The following is a 19,554-nucleotide window of genomic DNA, read 5'->3' as shown; positions in this document are numbered from 1 at the left end:
ATCCGGCCGGATCCGCGCGGACCGCGCCGAACGAAGCGGCCCCGGACCTCTGGGTCCGGGGCCGCTCCCGTGTCGATTTCCTACTGTGACGGCGGCTGCCAGGGGCGGCCCTGCTGCCCGGGCCCGTCCGGGTGATACGGCTGCTGCGGCGGTACCTGCTGGGGCGGAATCGCCTGCTGTGGTGGCGCGACCTGTTGATACGGCGCGGGCTGCGGCTGGCGGGTCACCGGGGTGGCCATGCCCTCCACCGACGCACGGGCATCGGCCTCCGCGGCGCGGACCGCCTGTTCGATGGCCGGGTCACGGGCTGTATCGAACCAGCCCGCCACATCGGAATCGTCCTCCGGTTTGCTCTGCACATCGTCGGCCGGTGCGGGCTCGTAGCGGAATACCCCGTCCTCGCCCTTGGTCGCGAAGTTCTGGGCGAAACCTTCGAGGGCCTTGCCGAAATCGCTCGGCACCAGCCAGACCTTGTTGGCGTCGCCGCGCGCGACCAGCGGCAGGGTCTGCATGTATTGGTAGGCGAGCAGTTCCGGCGTCGGCTTACCGGATTTGATTGCGGCGAACACCTTTTCGATGGCCTTCGCCTGACCTTGGGCCTGTAGATAGGACGCGGCACGCTCACCTTGGGCGCGCAGAATGCGGCTCTGCCGTTCACCTTCGGCCGCCAGGATCGAGGACTGCTTGGCACCCTCGGCGGACAGGATCTGCGCCTGCTTGGCGCCCTCGGCGGTCTTGATCTGCGACTCCCGGGTGCCCTCCGCGGTGAGGATCATGGCGCGCTTCTCGCGATCGGCCTTCATCTGCTTCTCCATCGACTCCTGGATCGATGGCGGCGGATCGATGCTCTTGAGCTCGACCCGTGCGACGCGCAGACCCCAGCGCCCGGTCGCCTCGTCGAGCACACCGCGCAGCTGGCCATTGATCTGATCGCGCGAGGTCAGCGTCTGCTCCAGGGTCATACCGCCGACCACATTGCGCAGCGTGGTCACGGTGAGCTGCTCGACGGCCGCGATGTAGTTGCTGATCTCGTACACCGCCGCCTGCGGGCTGGTCACCTGGAAGTACACGACGGTATCGATATGCAGGGTCAGATTGTCCTCGGTGATCACCGGCTGCGGCGGGAAGGACACCACCCGCTCGCGCAGGTCCACCTTGGCCCGGATCCGGTCGGCGAACGGCACCAGAAAGGTCAGCTGACCGGACACTGTGCGCGAATATCGGCCCAGTCGCTCGATGACTGCCGCCTCCGCCTGCGGGACGAGGGCGATCGACTTGAAGACCACCACCACGACCAGCAGCACCAGGACGGCGGCAACGATCAGTACACCCATTAGGGCCCCTTCCAGACGACCGCGGTCGCGCCGTCGATCTTCATGACATACACCGTGGTTCCCTTCGGATACTCGACCGTTGTATCGAACGGCCGCGCGGTCCATTCCTCACCGCCGATTTTGACCAGGCCGCTGTGCTCGGCCACCTGTTCGAGCACCAGCGCCTGCTTACCCATCAGCGCGTCCACATTCGTCGGAATCGGCGGCGGAGTTCCGAAGCGGCGCCGCAGAACTGGACGCACGCCGAGCAGCAGAACCAGTGCCAGCACCGCGAAGATCACCGCGTCCACGACCAGACCCGTATCCGCCACCGCACTCACGCCCGCCGTGCCGAGCGCGGCGACGCCCAACATGAGCAGTGTGAGGTCCCCGGTGAGCATCTCCGCCGCCGCGAGCAGCAAACCCGCGACCAGCCAAACGATTGCGGCCACATGCCCACTGTAGTTGTCCGTGACACTTCTGTGGCGCGACAAACCGAGATCAACCGAAGTGGCAGTGCTAGTTTCGGCGGGTGAGCGGGCGTGACATGTATGGCGGCGATATCTTCTCCGGGCATTCGCGAGCGAAGAAGCCCGCGGTGCCGACAGTGACGGCGGAACGAGACCTCGTGGTGGAGGATGCGGCGAGCGGATTCTGCGGCGCCGTTGTCGGATTCGATCGCAGCTACGACGGTGAGTTCGTCAAACTCGAGGACGCGCAGGGTGCGGTGCGGTTGTTCGCATTGCGTGAGGCCGCATTCCTGATCGACGGTGAGCCGGTGACGCTGGTCCGACCCAAAACCGCGGCGCCCAAGAAGCAAACCCGGTCGGCGTCGGGCTCGACGCGCGTGGCGGGATTGCGCGCGCAGGTCGCCAAGACCAGCCGGATCTGGGTGGAGGGTGTCCACGATGCCGCATTGGTGGAGCGGGTCTGGGGGCACGATCTGCGGGTCGAGGGCGTGGTGGTCGAACATCTCGAGGGTTTGGACAATCTGGCCGAGCGGCTGACCGAATTCGCGCCGGGGCCGGGTCGGCGGGTCGGTGTGCTGGTCGACCATCTGGTGACCGGTTCGAAGGAAACCCGGCTGACCACGGGCCTCGGTAAATATGTGCTGGTCACCGGGCATCCTTATATCGATGTGTGGCAGGCCGTGCGCCCGGCGGCGGTCGGCATCGCGGCATGGCCGCAGGTGCCGCGCGGTGAGGACTGGAAGACCGGCATCTGCCGGCGCCTCGGCTGGGGCACGCCGCAGGAGGGGTGGCGGCGGGTCTACAACGCCGTCGAATCCTTCCGCGATCTGGAATCCCCCCTGATCGGCGCCGTGGAGCGGCTCATCGACTTCGTCACCGAACCGGAATGACCGGGCCTGCAAGATCAATTCCGGGTCCAAACGCTGAAATCATGTCCCACTAGGCGGAATTCGCCCCCGGTCGGCGTAACCGCGAAGCGGCGGCGGCCGGTCCGGCATTGCAGGTACTCGCGGTACCGCTCGACCGATCGATGCGCGCAGCTCACCGGGGTGTCCGGCATGATGCCCCCGAGTCGCAACCCTCCTTTATGCTCGATAATTATGTGCTCTCCTAGTGCCACGCTGACGGTGTGGGCCGGCTCATGGCTGGCCGGTCGCAGCGCGCCCGACGACATCCTGGAGGCGTTGTACGCCTGGGCGCCGCGGCACACGATCGCCGCGGGCGACCCGATCACCGGCGGTCGCGACGACCTGCCCTGGTCCTCCCGCGGCAATCTGTCCGGCACCGGAGTCATGGCACTGCTCAAGGTGATTCGCGAGGCAATGGCCCAGCCCGGTGCGCAACTGCGACTGGTGCTGCCGGTGCCCGGCGATGTGCGCGGCCTGCCGACCGGAACTGCCTTCGCCGCCGATGCCATCGAGGCGGGCGAGGGCATGCTGTTCGGCGTGCCCGGCAGCGACGGCACCGGACTGATCCCGCAGTGGGTCGATGACGACACCCTGCAGTGGTCCGTCTACAGCACGCCGATCCCCGCCACGCTCGGATCGGATATGTCGCTCGGCGAGACGGAGTACACCATGCGCGAGGCGGTGCGCGATGCCGCCGACGCCCTGATGCGCCTGCACACCACCGCCGTCGGCGCGGCCGATACCGACCCCCGTGAACTCATCGAGGCCGAACTCGCGGACTACTCCCGCCACGACTATCCGGATTCGATCCCGTTGCGCGCCAGGCGAATCCTCGATAGCGCCGATCATGTCGCCGCCATCCTCACTGTCGCCCAACGTGAACCGGCCTCCTCCCCCACCTCCGCCACCGCCATCGGCGCCCAGGAAGACCTGCTCCGCCCACTGTGGGACGCGATCCGCGCGGCACGGTTGGTGGCGGTACACGCCGCGGCCCGAGGCAATTCATAAGCACCGGCATTCGGCGCACCGGCCACCGGTCCCCGAAGGCCACCGGCGTCCTCTGGTTGAATAGACGACAGTTCGACTGAATCATCCGGGAGGCGGCATGTTCCGCATACATCGCATTGCCGCGGCTCTGACCACCGCAGTCCTATTCGGTCTCGGCATGCCAGCCGTTCCCGCCACGGCAATCGTGGGCGGCGATACCACCGAGGCGAGTGCCCACCCGTGGCTCGCCGCCGTCGGCTCCCCTTTGTTCTTCCCCCGACCCTCCGGACAGTTCTGCGGCGGTGCGCTCATCGCGCCCGATCGGGTGCTGACATCGGCGCATTGCGTCGTGTTGGCCCGGCTGCTGCCGCAGGCGATCACGGTCACCTTCGGGCGCACCGATCTGCGCTCGCACGACGGAGTCATCGTGGGGGTCAAGGAGATTCGCATTCACCCCGATTTCCGGGAGAGTGATTTCGAGGGCGAGACCGTGCACCACAATGATCTCGCGATCCTCATCCTCGATGAGCCGAGACCGGGGCCTTTCCTGGAAATAGCTGCGCCACAGGGTGATCCGCGCGCATACGGCGACACCGGCACCATTGTCGGCTGGGGCGCGACCAGCGAGACCGACACCTCGAATACGCACCTGCGATCAGCCACCGTCCCCATCCTCCCCAACTCCACGTGCGCCGAAGTCTATGGCTCCGCCTTCGATCCGGCCGATATGTTCTGCGCCGGATCCACCGCTGCCGATACCGCCGAATTCGACAGCGGCGACCCACTTCTCGCCTCGGGCCGCCTGCTCGGCCTCACCTCCTGGGGCAAGGGCAGCGCCCGCCCAGGGTTCCCCGGCGTCTACGCCTACGTCACCACCGTGAGCTTCTGACCCACCACGGAACCTCGCGCGACCAGGGGGATGAAATGCGATCAACGATGGTGTCAGCCGATGACGGGACCTTGCTGCACGTCGGTGTCACGGGACAGGGTCCCGATGTCGTGGTCCTTTCCGGCGGACCAGGCTGTGTCCACTACCTCGAGGATGACGAGCTGGCACCTCGCGGAATGCGGGCGTGGTACCCGGAGCCGAGGGGCGTCGGACGCTCCCAGGGTGGGCCGCACGACCTCGATCGGGCAGTCGCTGATATCGAAGCGGTGCGACGAGCCGCGGGTATCGACAGCTGGGTGGCGCTCGGCCACTCCTGGGGCTCGGACCTGGCGGTGCATTATGCGCTGGATCATCCCGACCGCGTCGAATCCGTGGTCGGTGTGGCCGGGCACGGACTACACAAGGACCGCACCTGGTCCCAGGCCTACGAGGCCGCGCGGCATCTGGAAGCCGATATCGAGATCGACTGGGAACCAGACGTTCACGCCGCGCTGAGCGCGTCGTTCGTGCAGTGGATTCACGAATCCGACCTGCTCCGCCGACTGGCCGACTCCACGGTGGCCATGACATTCATCGCCCCGCAGCACGACATCCGCCCGTCATGGCCCCTACGGCAACTCGCCGCCTTGATCCCGAACGGCAGATTCGAAGAACTGCCCGGAGTCGCGCACAACCTATGGGCAACCGATCCACCCGTATGGGTCGAGCTCGTGACAAGAATTTGCCGCACGCACATATGATCACCCGCTCCGAGTGAACGGGACGTTTTGCATCGCGCCGACCGCAGATCACCGGTTCAGTGGCGCCGGCGCCACTGAAAGACCATCTCGCCGTCGGCCGGACCGGCGCGTGTACATCGTCGACACACACCAATCCGCTGGTTGCGCCGGCAAGCGCCTGGCAACCGAGGTCACCAGGTGTCCGAATCATTGCGGCGACACAGCAACCCAGTCGTATACTCACGTCATGGCGGGTGAACCGTCTTCCACGGAATCCCTCGTGGCGCCAGTTCTTGTGGTGCAGACGAGAGACCGCGTCTATCGGCTACACGCTGGTGACGCTTACAACGTCGGTCGCGATCCGGCCGCCGACGTTGTGGTGAACGATCCGCGCGTGTCTTCGATCCACGCAGTTCTGGAGCTGGGTGCCGACGGCTGGGAAATCGAGGATGTCGGCAGCCGCAACGGCACCTTTTTCGCCGGGCGCCGTGTCGAGCGCATGGTGATCGACCACGACGAGACATTCCGGCTCGGGCACTCCGTGGACGGCGAACAGCTGGCCTGCTCGCCGGAGGCGCCGCCCGACGATAGCGGTGGCGAAACGGTGATCGTCCCCGATTACAGGCTCGACGAGGAAGCAACGGTCACAGCGTTCCAATCGGCCCTGCCCCGGCGAGCTTCGCGAGCGCCACGGCCGACCAGCCACCCCAGCGAGGTCGTCCGGATCACATCGGACAAGCTTCGCATCGGACGCGCCGCCGACAACGACGTCGTTGTGCCCGACCTGCTGCTCTCCCGCCATCACGCCGAGCTGCGCAGGCTCGGCGATGGCGGCTACCGGATCGTCGACCTCGACAGCCATAACGGCACCTACGTCAACGGCGCCCGGGTCGACGCCGCGGACCTGTCCGAATCCGATTTGATCGGCATGGGGCACACCACGTTCCGGCTCGTCGGCGACGAGCTGCGTGAGTTCGTCGACACCGGTGACGTATCGGTCTCGGTGCAGAACCTCATCGTGCGGACGCCTGAGGGCAAGGTGATCCTCGACGGGGTGAGCTTCCCCATCCCGCAGCGCTCGCTTGTGGGCGTCATCGGCCCCAGCGGAGCGGGCAAGTCGACGCTGCTCGGCGCGATCACCGGATTGCGGCCCGCGACGGAGGGGACGGTCCGCTACGACGGACGCGACCTGTACACCGATTACGACGAACTCCGGCACCGGATCGGGCTGGTCCCGCAGGAGGACATCCTGCACAACCAGCTTCCGATGCGGCGTGCGCTGCTCTACGCGGCCGAACTGCGCTTCCCCGGTGACACCCGCAGCGAGGAGCGCGAGCAGCGGGTCGACGAGGTCCTCGACGAGCTCGGCTTGGCGCGGCACGCCGACACCCGCATCGACCGGCTCTCGGGCGGGCAGCGCAAACGGGTGAGCGTCGCACTGGAGTTGCTGACCAAACCGTCCCTGCTGTTCCTCGACGAACCGACCTCCGGCCTCGATCCGGGCCTGGACAAGACGGTCATGGAAATGCTGTCCGAACTGGCGCACGACGGGCGGACCGTCATCGTCGTCACGCACAGCGTGGCGAATCTCGATTCCTGCGACCGTCTGCTGGTCTTGGTGCCCGGCGGTCGACTGGCCTATTACGGACCGCCCACGGAAGGGCTGCTGGAGTTCGCACAGCGCAGCTGGGCTGAGGTGTTCCAGGCCTTCGATCGCGAGCACGAGCGCGACTGGGCCGGTGAGTTCCAGACGTCGCCACGCTTCCAGAACTACGTGGCGGTCGGGCTGACCGACGATGTCGGCCCAGCGGAAGTGCACCCACCGGCGCCGCCGCCCGCGCAGCAATCCAAACTCGCCCAGCTCAGTACCCTGTGCCGCCGATATCTGGCGGTGATCGCCTCGGACCGGAGCTATTTGGCTCTCCTCGGCGTGATGCCCCTGCTGCTCGGTGCCTTGATCGCCGCAGTGCCGTCGGGCCAGGGATTCGCCGGGGCGCCGGGATCCAATATCGATGCCGCGACCAAGCTCATGATTCTGGCATTCGGTGCCTGCTTCGTCGGCACCGGCAACTCGATTCGCGAGATCGTCAAGGAACAGACGATCTATCGCAGAGAACGCGCGGCAGGCCTGTCAGCAGGGGTCTACCTGATGTCGAAACTGCTGGTCCTGGGCGTGATCACCGCCCTGCAGGCGGCGGTATTGGTCCTGATCGGCACCATCGGTGTGGCTATGCCCCCCAAGGGGCTCTTCACGTCGGTCGAGCTGGAGTTGATCCTGGCGATGGCACTGCTCGGCATCGCATCGCTAGCATTGGGCTTGCTGGTGTCGGTGTCGGTGAACACCTCGGAGAAGACACTGCCGCTGCTGATCGTGCTGTCGATGGCACAACTGGTACTCACCGGCGGGCTGGTGCGACTCCCCGGCACACCTGTCCTGGAGCAACTGGCGTACATATCGCCGGCCCGTTGGGGGTTCGGCGCCGGAGCCGCCACCGTCGACCTCGACACCCTCTCACCGCACGAGGGCGCGGCCGACCCGCTATGGAAACACACGATCGGTACCTGGCTGCTCGACATGGGAGTCGTCGCCGGGCTGGGGGCCATCTTCCTCGCGCTGGCCTGGTACCGCCTGTACCAGCTGCGTCCGCGGCGGCGCGGTGCCCGCCGCGCGATCTGACGCCCAAGACGTCCGCTTCAGAAGCTGGGCTAGTCTGCCGTGGCGGGACGACCGGGCGGGGTGCAGCAGCCGACCGCACAGGGTGCACCGTTTACGGTGCAGCCATAGCCCGGGATGTCGCCGAGGCGGCGCGGCGAACTGCCGGCCAGGTGCTCGTTGATCAATTCGACGACCAACCGTGCGAAGCGGGGATCAGTGCCGGGGGTGGCGGCCCTGGCGAACGCCATGCCCAGTTCCTCGGCCTTTTCCCTGGCTTCGTTGTCCAGATCCCAGATGACCTCGAGGTGATCGGATACGAACCCGACCGGACAGACCACGACCGCATCCACCCCCTTGCCGGACAGATCCTCGAGATGATCGACGATATCCGGATCGAGCCACGGGATCCGCGGTGGACCGGAGCGGGACTGCCACACCAGGTCATAGTCGGTGAATCCCGTTGCGGCGGCGCACAATCGGGCGGCCTCGGCGACCTGGCGACTGTAGAGGCGGCCACCATCGGCAGGCGGCCCCGCGGAAATATCGGCCGATACCGGAATCGAGTGCGCGGTGAACACCAGTCGAGCGCCGTCCCGGCGCTGCGCGGGCAGGGAATCCACCGCGGCACGAATAGCCGCGGCGAATGCCTCGATCAACAGCGGGTGGTCGAAGTACTGCCGCAACTTCACCAGTTCCGGCGCGTCCGGCCCGAAAGCCGCACGCGCCCTGCTGATGTCCTCGTCGTACTGCAGACAGCCGGAGTACCCGCCCCACGCCGAGGTCGGGAACACCAATGCCGACCGCACACCGTCGGCGGCCATCCGCGCGACGGTGTCCTCGACCATCGGGTTCCAGTTGCGGTTGCCGAAATAGACCGGTAATTCGATTCCGGCACCGGCCAATTCGCGCTGCACAGCGGCAATGATGTCGCGGTTGAGCGCATTGATCGGCGAGACACCCCCGAAGTGCAGGTAGTGCTGGGCTACCTCTGCCAGGCGTTCGCGCGGCACGCCCCGGCCCCGGGTGACGTTCTCCAGGAACGGCATGACGTCCTCGGGACGCTCAGGGCCGCCGAACGACAGCAGCAGCAGGGCGTCGGCGGCCCGAACCACGGTGTCTCCCTTCAAAATACGTCAATTGATCGACATGTTCTCCGGGAACCAGGTGTTGTGGCTGGCTCCGCCGTCGACATAGATGATCGAACCGGTGGTAGCCGGCAGCCAGTCCGAGAGCAGCGTGACGATCGACTTCGCGACTACGGTCGGATCATCGACATCCCAACCGATCGGCGAGGCACCGTCCCAGTAGGTGTTGAGCTGGTTCAGCTTGGCCGCATCATCGGTCGCGGTGCCCGCGATGGCCTTGGCCGCGAGAGTCTTGATCGGCCCGGCGGCGATCAGATTCGAGCGAATCCGCTTGGCAGTACCGACCTCGCGCGCCACATACCGGTTCACCGACTCCAGCGCGGCCTTGGCCACACCCATCCAGTTGTAGAACGGCATCGCGGTGCGCGGATCGAAGTCCATGCCGACGATCGAGCCGCCCTCGTTCATGACCGGCAGCACCGCGCGCGCCAACGAGGCATAGCTCCAGGCCGAGATCTCGAAGGCCTTGGCCGCGTCCGGACCGGGACCGTCCAGGAACGGACGCGCCTCCGGACCCATCAGCGTGCGCGGCGCGAAGGCGATCGAGTGCAGCACGCCGTCGACGCCCTCGGGCGCGAGCTCACGCACCTTATCGGCGAGCGCGCCGAGATCGTCCTCGCTGGTGACATCGAGCGGGATGGCCGGGCCGACCTCCTGCGGCAGCCGCTTGGCGATCCGATCGATCAGCCGCAGCCGCTCCGGAATGCCGGTGATGATCACCTTCGCGCCCTGCTCCTGCGCCACCGCGGCCGCGTGGAACGCGATCGAGGAATCGGTGATGATGCCGGTGATCAGTACGGTCTTGCCTTCGAGCAATCCGCCCATGGGTTTTCGGTTCTCCTGTAGTCGAAGTTCGTGAGGTTGCGCGACCGCCGAGGCGGCGCACCGTTTTCGGGTCGGCTCAGTGGCCCATGCCCATGCCGCCGTCGACCGGGATCACCGCGCCGGAAACATAGGCCGAATCATCGGAGGCCAGGAAGCTGATCACCGCGGCAACGTCTTCCGGCTGACCGAGGCGCTGCAGCGGAATGAACTTCTTCGCCGTGTCACGCAGATCGTCGGGCAGCTCGGCGGTCATATCGGTCTCGATGAAGCCGGGCGCGACGACATTCGCGGTGATCGAGCGCGAGCCGAGCTCACGGGTGATCGAACGCGCCAGACCGATCACACCGGCCTTTGACGAGGCATAGTTGATCTGGCCGGGGCCACCGCCGAGACCGACGACCGAGCCCAGGAAGATCATCCGGCCCCAGCGCGCCCGCAGCATCGCGCGGTTGGCCCGCTTCGCACAGCGGAACGCACCGGTCAGGTTCGCATCGATGACCCGGGTGAACTGCTCCTCGGTCATCCGCATCAGCAGGGTGTCGTCGGTGATGCCCGCATTGGCGACCAACACCTCGACCGGCCCCTGATGCTGTTCCACCTCGGTGAAGGCGGCGTCCACCGATTCCGCATCTGTCACATCGCATTTCACACCGAACAGACCGTCCGGAACCCCCGACCCGCGATGCGTGACGGCCACCTTGTGACCGTCGGCCAGCAGGCGCTGTGCGACCGCGAGGCCGATGCCGCGATTACCGCCGGTCACCAGGACCGACCGGGATGTGATGTTCGACATGAAGACCAACCTATCTGTTCGGGTTCGTGCGCCACGCCCGGGCCACATACAGTGCGCTATGCGGCGCCGGGCGCGTCGCGACGGCGGACATTGACGACTACGGCAGGCGTTGACGATAGAGCAAGCCGGTAACTACACCGGCAGCGACGACCAACATGCCGAGCAAAAGCCATGGTCGACTGGCATCGCCCCTGGTCATCTCGAAGCCGATCTGCTCTTCGAGGGTGTCGTAGACCGCGGTCAATTCGGTCAGGCTGGACGCGGTATAGAAGTCGCCGCCGGAGAGCTTGGCGATCTCGCGCAGCGCATCGTCGTCGACAGGCACCTTGACGCGCTGTGCGCCCCTACCGTCCTGGTCCGGGATCTCCACCGTGCCCCATGAGGTGCCGAACGAAATCGTCGACACCGGAACGCCTTTGTTCTTCGCCAAGCGGGCCGCGGTGAAGCCGTGCCGTGGATTGTCGACATCCTTATCGTCGGGCACGGTCTGCTTACCGTCCGACATCAGCACGATGCGCGCGGGCGGCGGCGTTTCCGCGCCGCCGAGCACCGTGGCGATGGTATCGATCGACTGCAGCGCGGTCAGAATGCCCTCACCGGTGGCGGTGCGCTCGGCGAGTTTGATGTTGTCGATAGCCGCCTTGACGGCCTCGCGGTTCGTCGTCGGCGGCACCATGACCGAGGCGGTGCCCGCGAAGGTGACGAAGCCGAGATTGATACCGGGCGGCAGTCCGTCGACGAATTCCTTACCCGCCTTCTGCGCCACCTTCAGCCGCGACGGCGGCACATCGGTGGCCTCCATGGACAGCGAAACGTCCATCACCAGAACGACTGTCGCGCGATTGCGCGGCACCTTCTTGACCGCGGTCGGCCCCGCGGCCGCGATGGTGAGGAAGACCAGACCGATCAGCATCAGCGCGATCGGCACATGCCGGATCGGACTCGGCCGGGACGGGGCGACCTTCTCCAGCAGTTCCATATTGCTGAACTGCAGCATGTGCCGGTGGCGGCTGCGTTGTACGAGGATATAACCCAGCGCGATCAGCACGACGACGGCGAGAAAGCCCAGCCAGATCAGCGCGGTGAAATGCGAAATGCTCACTGGCGCGGCGCCCGTCCGCTCGGGGCGCCGAACGCGTGGCGCCGGGTGGACACGAACCGGACCACATCCGAGATCCAGTCCCGATCGGTCTGCAGGGTGAGCACCGGTGCGCCGCAACTGCGCAGCGCCTGTTCGACCTGAACGCGATGGCGCTGGGCGGCGGCCGCGAAATCGGCGCGCAGCGAAGGAGTCACGCTGAATTCGCGGGTGCGCCCGGTCTCCGGATCGTGCAGCACCACATCACCCACATCGGGCAGCGACAGATCGCGCGGATCGAGCACCTCCACCGCGAGCAGATCGTGGCGCGCGGAGATGGCGCGCAGTGAGCGCTGCCAGTTGATGTCACCGAGGAAGTCGCTGATGATCACCGCGAGTCCGCGCTTGCGCTGCGGGCGGCGCAGCGATTCGATCGCCTCGCGCAGATCGCCGCGCACACCGTCGCGGGCATGCGGCGTTGTCGCGATCTCGCGCAGCATCGACTGCGCGTGCACCCGACCGCTGCGCGCGGGAATGCGCGTCAACTGCTCACCGGTCGCGACGACCGCGCCGATCCGATTGCCACCGCCACTGGTCAGATGGGTGATCGCCGCGGCGGCGGCGATCGCCAGATCGCGCTTCTGGCACAGCGCGGTGCCGAAGTCGAGGCTGGCCGACAGGTCGACCACCATCCAGGTCTCCAGTTCCCGGTCCGCGATCATCTGCCGCACATGCGGATGGGTGGTGCGGGCGGTGACCGACCAATCCATCTGCCGCACATCGTCGCCCGGCTGGTAGGTCCTGGCCTCGCCCGGTTCCGAGCCGGGGCCCGGAATCAATCCGAGATGATCGCCGTGCAGCACACCGTCGAGCCTGCGGCGCACGGTCAATTCCAGCGTTCTCAGCGCCGCCGTCAGTTTCGGATCGGACAGTTCACCCGATCGGAAGGACGGCGGTGCGTGGGATGACATCGGCACTGGTGGAACCGGATCCGATGCTGAGGTCACTTCGGCTGGTTATTGCTGGCGGCCGGGGACATCTGCGCCACCGGCGGCTGCGGCACCGCATCCTGAGGTGCGGGCGGCTGGGGAATCGGCGAGCCGTGCGGCCCCATCGCGGGCGGGGCGGCCGGCGCCGGCGCGGACGCGGCGCCCGGTGCGACCGCCTGCGGCGCGACCTGCGGCAGGCCGACCGTCTGCAGCACCCGCTTGATCACATCGTCCGGGCTGATCTCGTCGGCGAGTGCGTCGTAGGACAACACCAGACGGTGGCGCAGCACGTCCGGAATCACCTCGACGACATCCTGCGGCACCACATAGTCGCGACCGCGGATCAGCGCGACGGCGCGGGCGGCGGCGATGATGCCGAGGCTGGCGCGCGGCGAGGCGCCGTAGGCGATCCAGTTCGCCACATCCTGCATGCCGAAGTCGGCGGGCTTGCGGGTCGCCGCGATCACCCGGACCACGTAGTCGACCAGCGCGTGGTGCACGAAGGTATTCGCGGCCACCTGCTGCAGCCGGATCAGCTCGACCGGTTCCAGGATCGGCTTGGCCTCCGGCGGGGTGACACCCATCCGGTAGATGATCTCGCGCTCTTCCTCCACCGACGGGTAGTCGACGACGACCTTGAACAGGAAGCGGTCGCGCTGTGCCTCGGGCAGCGGGTACACGCCCTCGCTCTCGATCGGGTTCTGCGTCGCCATGACGAGGAACGGATCGGGCATCGGGTAGGTCTTGCCGCCGATCGACACATGCCGCTCGGCCATCACTTCCAGCAGCGCGGACTGCACCTTCGCGGGCGCGCGGTTGATCTCGTCGGCGAGGACGAAGTTCGCGACGACCGGGCCGAGTTCGGTATCGAATTCCTCGCGGCCCTGGCGGTAGATCCGGGTACCGATGAGGTCGGTCGGCACCAGGTCGGGGGTGAACTGGACGCGGGAGAACGAACCGCCGACCACCCTGGCGAAGGTCTCGACCGCAAGGGTTTTGGCGATACCCGGCACACCCTCGAGCAGTACGTGGCCGCGCGCCAGCACCCCGACGAGCAGCCGTTCGACGAGCCGATCCTGACCCACGATAACGCGCTTGACCTCGTATATCGCCTTTTCCAGGGTCTGGACGTCACGCTCCAGGGTGCTGGATGCGGGAGCAGCGGCCGCTTTCGCCAAATTTGCCCCGCTCACACCGTCCGTCGAAGTCACCAACATCCCCGCTTTCGCTTTGGTCCTGTGCGTGCTGCCACAACTATTCCAGGTGATGGCCGTATACGCCGCAACCGGACCCGAGATCACGGCAAATCAACAGATTCGCGCGTCGGGTTCGCGGCGTATGGCCCCAGCCTAGGGTCAGGTGACGATCCGCACCGCGTACGGCATGATGCCGCCCTCGCGCACCGGAGATACCCGCACGACCTCGCCGGATTGTGGCGCCTCGACCATCTTGCCGTTGCCGAGGTAGAGCGCGACGTGTTCACTGCCGTTCGGCCCCCAGAACAGCATGTCGCCGCGGGTGCGCTCGCCGATGGGCACCCGGGTGCCCGCGTTGTACTGGTAGCCGCTGTAGTGCGGCAATGACACGCCGATTCCGGCGAAGGCGTAGATCATCAGACCCGAGCAGTCGAAGCCGACCTTGCTGTAATCGCCGTAGCTGTCGGCGACGCCGCCGTCGTGGATGCCGAGGGTCGGCCCGTCCTCATCGCCGCCGCCCCAGGCATAGTCGACACCGAGCTGCGACATGGCGCGATCGACAACGGTTTCCACGGCCTCGGACCCGCGGATGGATGGCATGCTCGGCGCGGTGGTCCGCGGCCGGGTCTTGCGCGGTGGCGGCGAATCATCGAGCTGGACATGCGGTCGCCTGCCCTCACCCGCATGCGCCGCGCGATCCTTCGCGGCCTGATCCTGCGCGGCCCGCGCGGCGGCGGCCGCGGCGGCCGCGCGCACGGCGGCCTCCTCGGCCTTGCGCTGCTCGTCCCAGGCCAGATATGCCTCGCGTTGTCCTTGTAGCCCGGACACATTCGCACGCGCGACATCCAAACGTCCCTGTGCCGCCGAGCGCTCGCGCAGCAGGCCCTCCCGCTGTGCGGCCTGCTGATCCTGTTCGGCCTGCACCGCGGCGACGGCGTGCTCGGCCTCGGCCTTCTTCTGCTCGGCCGCCGCCGCGGCCGCGTCGGCAGCCGACTTCGCCTGGCGCGCAATGGAATTTCTATTGCCCTGATCGATCTGAGCGCGGCGCAACGAGTCCAGGACCGACTGCTGGTTCTTCGACACCAGGGTGAATATCTGAGCGCGGCCGAGTGCCAGGTCCGAAGTCGCCGAGGACAGATAGGTCACCACCGAGGTCGCCGCCGGCCGGGTGTAGGCCTGCACCGCGAACTGGTCGAAGTTGCGGCGGGCCTGTTCGACCTGGGCGCCGGCAGCGGCGAGTTCGCGCTGGGTGTCCACGACCGCCGCGGCGGCCACATCGGCCGCATCGCGCGCGTCCTGCAGATCGACGAGGGCCTTATTGACCTCTTCGCGCTTCTTGGCGACCACGCCGTCGAGTTCCTGCAGCTTCTGATCCGCGGCGGCGACCTGGTTGATCAGCGCGCCGACCTCGCCCACTCCGGCGTCGACCTGTGCTCCGGCAGCGGCGATCTGGTTGTCGCTCGGGTTGGGTGGGGCGGGCGGCACCGCTGCTACGGGTCCGGCCGTGACGAATACCGCCGCGGTGACCAGCAACCCCAGAGCGACCCACAGCGGACGCCGAGAACCGGCTACGCCGATGTTGCGCATCGCACCTCCCAAGGGACTCGATTCGGCTTAACCTCACGAGCCCCCTGCGAACCATCGCGCTCAGTGGTTGACAGATAGCTCTCTCAACACTTCTTCCCCATCAGGCATCATTCGAACCGTACGACACATCCTTCACCAAGGAAACTCTGGCAACAGAAATACAGCCGCGTAATTTACCCGTTGCCGTGCGATAGCCAGACGGGTACGAGGATTCGGCCGGAAAGAACAAACCGACCGTCAGGAAAAGTTGCGGAACGGATACCCGTTACGAAGTGGAGTCCAGGTCGTCGCCGCGCCCCGAAACCCCCACCGGAACCGGCTCCCCGGCAGCCCGACGAGACTTGATCCAATAGAGTCCGCCGACCACGACGGCCGTACCGACCAGCAACACACTGGTGATCGCAGTCCAGGAGAACGTCTCCGGCCGCTCCAACTGATCGACGAAAAGCTGCGCCGCCTGCGCCGAATTCCCCTGCGTGCTCTTGGAAAAGTCCTCGGCCCGTTCCAGCTTCACCCGGCTGATCGAATCGCTGTAGGTGCCGACCCAGTCGTCGCTGAACACCGCTATGGTTCCGTGCTCGGTCTTGCCGATCTCGGTGGCCAGGTCACGTAGATTGGAGTCGTGACCGGGATTGCCGGGAATCACCACGACGCTGAGCTCGATGCCATGGGCCCGAGCGTCGGCGACAACCGCTTCGAGTGCGTCCTGATCCTTACCCTTCGGGGTGGCGATGTGGTTGTCGACCACATCCTCTTTGATCTGAACCAAGGTCCTGTCGTCGATACCAGGCGGCAGTTCGGCGCGCATGGGGGTAAGAACCGAGGTGTACGAGACGGTCATCTTCCATCCGGTCTGTCGAGCCGCATCGGGACGCGAGGCGACGGGCATACAACACTGCGGGATCAACCGGTACCTGCCCACCGGTCGTCCCGACCAGCAAGCACAGTACGCGACGGAGTGTCGCGGCACCTTCGGACGGCGTGCCGAACGGCACCCGCGCGTTTCACAGGACAAGCGTACTGTTAGGCTCGAAGGCGCGAGGAGCCAGCACCTTCCAGCGCTGGAGCCCTCCAAAGACGTAACCGCAGCGACCGCTTTCGGGTCGCTCGGAAAGACCGGTCATCGGCACAGCCCCGCCGATGACCACCCTCACAGACGAGTGGAGCTGACGTGACGACAAGTATCGATACTTTCGGCGCCAAGGGCACCCTCGAGGTCGGAAGCAACTCCTACGAGATCTTCCGTCTCTCGGCCGTGCCTGGCACCGAGAAACTCCCCTACGCACTGAAGGTCCTCGCGGAGAATCTGCTCCGCACCGAGGACGGCGCCAACATCACCGCCGATCACATCCGCGCCATCGCGAGCTGGGATCCGTCGGCTCAGCCGAACACCGAGATCCAGTTCACCCCGGCCCGCGTGATCATGCAGGACTTCACCGGTGTGCCCTGCATCGTCGACCTGGCAACCATGCGTGAGGCCGTCGCCACCCTCGGCGGCGACCCGAACAAGGTCAACCCGCTCGCCCCCGCCGAGATGGTCATCGACCACTCCGTCATCATCGACGTATTCGGCCGTGAGGACGCCTTCGAGCGCAATGTCGACATCGAATACCAGCGCAACGGTGAGCGCTACCAGTTCCTGCGTTGGGGCCAAACGGCTTTCGACGATTTCAAGGTCGTCCCGCCGAGCACCGGCATCGTGCACCAGGTCAACATCGAGCACCTGGCCCGCGTCGTGATGGTCCGCAACGGCCAGGCCTACCCGGACACCTGCGTCGGCACCGACTCGCACACCACCATGGTCAACGGCCTCGGCGTACTGGGTTGGGGCGTCGGCGGTATCGAGGCCGAGGCGGCCATGCTGGGCCAGCCGGTCTCCATGCTCATCCCGCGTGTCGTCGGCTTCAAGTTGACCGGTGAGATCAAGCCGGGCGTCACCGCCACCGACGTGGTGCTCACCGTCACCGACATGCTGCGCAAGCACGGTGTGGTCGGCAAGTTCGTCGAGTTCTACGGCAAGGGCGTCTCCGAGGTGCCGCTGGCCAACCGCGCCACCCTGGGCAATATGAGCCCCGAATTCGGTTCCACCGCGGCGATCTTCCCGATCGACGCGGTGACCGTCGACTACCTGAAGCTGACCGGCCGCTCCGATGAGCAGGTCGCGCTGGTCGAGGCCTACGCCAAGGAGCAGGGCCTCTGGCACGATGCCGACAACGAGCCCGCCTACTCGGAGTACCTGGAGCTGGACCTGAGCACCGTGGTGCCGTCCATCGCAGGTCCGAAGCGTCCGCAGGACCGAATCCTGTTGTCGGAGAGCAAGACCGCCTTCCGCAAGGACATCCACAACTACACCAGCGATGCCGAGACCGGTCCGGCCGCCACTACCCCGCACACCCACCTGGACGAGGCCATCGAGGAGTCCTTCCCGGCCAGCGATCCTGCGGTGCTTTCCTTCGCCGAGGACGACGCCGTGCTGCCGTCGGCCGCGAACGGCGCGGTGGGCCGCCCGTCCAAGCCGGTCAAGGTCTCCACCGAGGAGTACGGCGACTTCGTGCTGGACCACGGCGCGGTCGTGGTCGCCTCGATCACCTCCTGCACCAATACCTCCAACCCGTCGGTCATGCTGGGCGCGGCCCTGCTGGCCCGCAACGCGGTGGAGAAGGGCCTGGCCCGCAAGCCGTGGGTCAAGACCTCGATGGCCCCGGGCTCGCAGGTCGTCAACGGCTACTACGAGAAGGCCGGCCTGTGGCCGTACCTGGACAAGCTGGGCTTCAACCTGGTCGCGTTCGGCTGCGCCACCTGCATCGGCAACACCGGCCCGCTGCCGGAGGAGATCTCCAAGGCGGTCAACGACAACGACCTGACCGTCACCGCGGTGCTTTCCGGTAACCGCAACTTCGAAGGCCGCATTTCCCCCGACGTGAAGATGAACTACCTGGCCTCGCCGCCGCTGGTCATCGCCTACGCGCTCGCGGGCACCATGGACTTCGACTTCGAGAACGACGCGCTCGGCAAGGACACCGACGGCAACGAGGTGTTCCTGAAGGACATCTGGCCCGCGCCGCAGGAAATCCAGGACACCATCGACCGGGTCATCTCCCGCGATATGTTCCTCGAGGACTACAAGGACGTCTTCAAGGGTGACGAGCGCTGGCGTTCGCTGCCGACCCCGGAGGGCAAGACCTTCGAGTGGGCCGAGGAGTCGACCTACGTCCGCAAGCCTCCGTACTTCGAGGGCATGCCGCAGACGCCGGAGCCGGTCGCCGATATCAAGGGCGCGCGGGTGCTCGCGCTGCTGGGCGATTCGGTCACCACCGACCACATCTCCCCCGCGGGCAACATCAAGCCGGGCACCCCTGCCGCGCAGTACCTGGAGGCCAACGGCGTCGAGCGCAAGGACTACAACTCCTACGGCTCGCGTCGCGGTAACCACGAGGTGATGATCCGCGGCACCTTCGCCAACATCCGGCTGCGCAACCAGCTGCTCGACGATGTTTCCGGCGGTTACACCCGTGACTTCACCCAGGACGGTGGCCCGCAGGCGTTCATCTACGACGCCTCGCAGAACTACCAGGCCGCGGGCATCCCGCTGGTCGTGCTGGGCGGTAAGGAGTACGGCTCGGGTTCCTCGCGTGACTGGGCCGCCAAGGGCACCTCGCTGCTCGGCGTGAAGGCCGTCATCACCGAGTCCTTCGAGCGCATCCACCGCTCGAACCTCATCGGTATGGGCGTCATCCCGCTGCAGTTCCCGGCCGGTGAGTCGGCCGCGTCGCTGAAGCTGGACGGCACCGAGACCTTCGATATCGAAGGCATCACCAAGCTGAACGAGGGTGCGACTCCGAAGACCCTGAAGGTCACCGCCACCAAGGAGAACGGTGATGTGGTCACCTTCGACGCGGTGGTCCGGATCGACACCCCCGGTGAGGCCGACTACTACCGCAACGGTGGCATCCTGCAGTACGTGCTGCGCAATATGATTCGCGGCTGATCGACCGTGCT

The 19,554-nt window shown here is 66.6% G+C and carries 16 protein-coding genes; 6 read left to right on the top strand and 10 right to left on the bottom strand.

The features are described 5' to 3' along the window. Positions 1–80: 80 nt before the first annotated feature. Positions 81–1,334, bottom strand: coding sequence for an SPFH domain-containing protein (locus ACQP0C_RS16610; RefSeq protein ID WP_433733778.1), 1,254 nt, complete (start codon positions 1,332–1,334; stop codon positions 81–83). Further along, positions 1,334–1,765: an NfeD family protein gene (locus ACQP0C_RS16605; protein ID WP_433733777.1), complete on the bottom strand. Its 432-nt coding sequence runs from the start codon at positions 1,763–1,765 to the stop codon at positions 1,334–1,336. The genes ACQP0C_RS16610 and ACQP0C_RS16605 overlap by 1 nt, the downstream gene beginning before the upstream one ends. 80 nt (positions 1,766–1,845) lie before the next feature. Here ACQP0C_RS16605 and ACQP0C_RS16600 point away from each other — a divergent pair, with 80 nt between their 5' ends. The 5 genes from ACQP0C_RS16600 to ACQP0C_RS16580 all read left to right on the top strand — a co-directional run bounded on the left by ACQP0C_RS16600 (position 1,846) and on the right by ACQP0C_RS16580 (position 7,963). Continuing rightward, positions 1,846–2,673 carry a DUF3097 domain-containing protein gene (locus tag ACQP0C_RS16600; RefSeq protein ID WP_433733776.1) on the top strand — a complete coding sequence of 276 codons (828 nt, stop codon included), beginning with the start codon at positions 1,846–1,848 and terminating at the stop codon, positions 2,671–2,673. A 210-nt stretch (positions 2,674–2,883) separates the two neighbouring features. Beyond that, positions 2,884–3,699, top strand: coding sequence for a hypothetical protein (locus tag ACQP0C_RS16595; protein WP_433733775.1), 816 nt, complete (start codon positions 2,884–2,886; stop codon positions 3,697–3,699). A 97-nt stretch (positions 3,700–3,796) separates the two neighbouring features. Next, positions 3,797–4,567 (top strand): S1 family peptidase, encoded by a 771-nt coding sequence (locus ACQP0C_RS16590; protein WP_433733774.1) that lies wholly within the window; start codon positions 3,797–3,799, stop codon positions 4,565–4,567. Between the two features lie 47 nt (positions 4,568–4,614). Further along, positions 4,615–5,307 (top strand): alpha/beta fold hydrolase, encoded by a 693-nt coding sequence (locus tag ACQP0C_RS16585; protein ID WP_433733773.1) that lies wholly within the window; start codon positions 4,615–4,617, stop codon positions 5,305–5,307. A gap of 226 nt (positions 5,308–5,533) precedes the next feature. Then, a complete protein-coding gene (locus tag ACQP0C_RS16580; protein WP_433733772.1) occupies positions 5,534–7,963 on the top strand; it encodes an FHA domain-containing protein in 2,430 nt (809 codons plus the stop codon). Between the two features lie 29 nt (positions 7,964–7,992). Here the strand turns inward: ACQP0C_RS16580 and ACQP0C_RS16575 are convergent, their stop codons facing one another. The 8 genes from ACQP0C_RS16575 to ACQP0C_RS16540 all read right to left on the bottom strand — a co-directional run bounded on the left by ACQP0C_RS16575 (position 7,993) and on the right by ACQP0C_RS16540 (position 16,396). After that, positions 7,993–9,054, bottom strand: a complete 1,062-nt coding sequence (locus tag ACQP0C_RS16575; protein ID WP_433733771.1) for a ferrochelatase — start codon at positions 9,052–9,054, stop codon at positions 7,993–7,995. Positions 9,055–9,075: 21 nt separating this feature from the next. Next, on the bottom strand, positions 9,076–9,912 hold the full coding sequence (gene inhA, locus ACQP0C_RS16570) for an NADH-dependent enoyl-ACP reductase InhA (RefSeq protein ID WP_433733770.1): 837 nt from the start codon (positions 9,910–9,912) through the stop codon (positions 9,076–9,078). Between the two features lie 76 nt (positions 9,913–9,988). Then, positions 9,989–10,705: a 3-oxoacyl-ACP reductase FabG1 gene (gene fabG1, locus ACQP0C_RS16565; protein ID WP_433684459.1), complete on the bottom strand. Its 717-nt coding sequence runs from the start codon at positions 10,703–10,705 to the stop codon at positions 9,989–9,991. A gap of 97 nt (positions 10,706–10,802) precedes the next feature. After that, positions 10,803–11,807 (bottom strand): VWA domain-containing protein, encoded by a 1,005-nt coding sequence (locus tag ACQP0C_RS16560; RefSeq protein WP_433733769.1) that lies wholly within the window; start codon positions 11,805–11,807, stop codon positions 10,803–10,805. Continuing rightward, the gene (locus tag ACQP0C_RS16555; protein ID WP_433734571.1) at positions 11,804–12,754 is read right to left on the bottom strand and encodes a DUF58 domain-containing protein; all 951 of its coding nucleotides are present in this window, start codon (positions 12,752–12,754) and stop codon (positions 11,804–11,806) included. Before ACQP0C_RS16555 ends, ACQP0C_RS16560 begins: the two co-directional genes overlap by 4 nt. 32 nt (positions 12,755–12,786) lie before the next feature. Continuing rightward, positions 12,787–13,989, bottom strand: coding sequence for an AAA family ATPase (locus tag ACQP0C_RS16550; protein ID WP_433733768.1), 1,203 nt, complete (start codon positions 13,987–13,989; stop codon positions 12,787–12,789). A gap of 138 nt (positions 13,990–14,127) precedes the next feature. Further along, complete coding sequence (locus tag ACQP0C_RS16545) at positions 14,128–15,555, bottom strand: NlpC/P60 family protein (protein ID WP_433733767.1); 1,428 nt, start codon at positions 15,553–15,555, stop codon at positions 14,128–14,130. Between the two features lie 265 nt (positions 15,556–15,820). Continuing rightward, positions 15,821–16,396, bottom strand: coding sequence for an Rv1476 family membrane protein (locus ACQP0C_RS16540; RefSeq protein ID WP_433733766.1), 576 nt, complete (start codon positions 16,394–16,396; stop codon positions 15,821–15,823). A gap of 330 nt (positions 16,397–16,726) precedes the next feature. On the opposite strand from ACQP0C_RS16540, the gene ACQP0C_RS16535 reads away from it, so the two are divergent. Next, positions 16,727–19,543 (top strand): aconitate hydratase, encoded by a 2,817-nt coding sequence (locus ACQP0C_RS16535; RefSeq protein WP_433733765.1) that lies wholly within the window; start codon positions 16,727–16,729, stop codon positions 19,541–19,543. Positions 19,544–19,554 lie beyond the last annotated feature (11 nt).

The organism is Nocardia sp. CA-129566 (assembly GCF_050956075.1).
Classification (GTDB): Bacteria; Actinomycetota; Actinomycetes; order Mycobacteriales; family Mycobacteriaceae; genus Nocardia.
The sequence above is the reverse complement of the archived record's forward strand: the minus strand, read 5'-3'. Positions and strand labels throughout refer to the sequence as shown.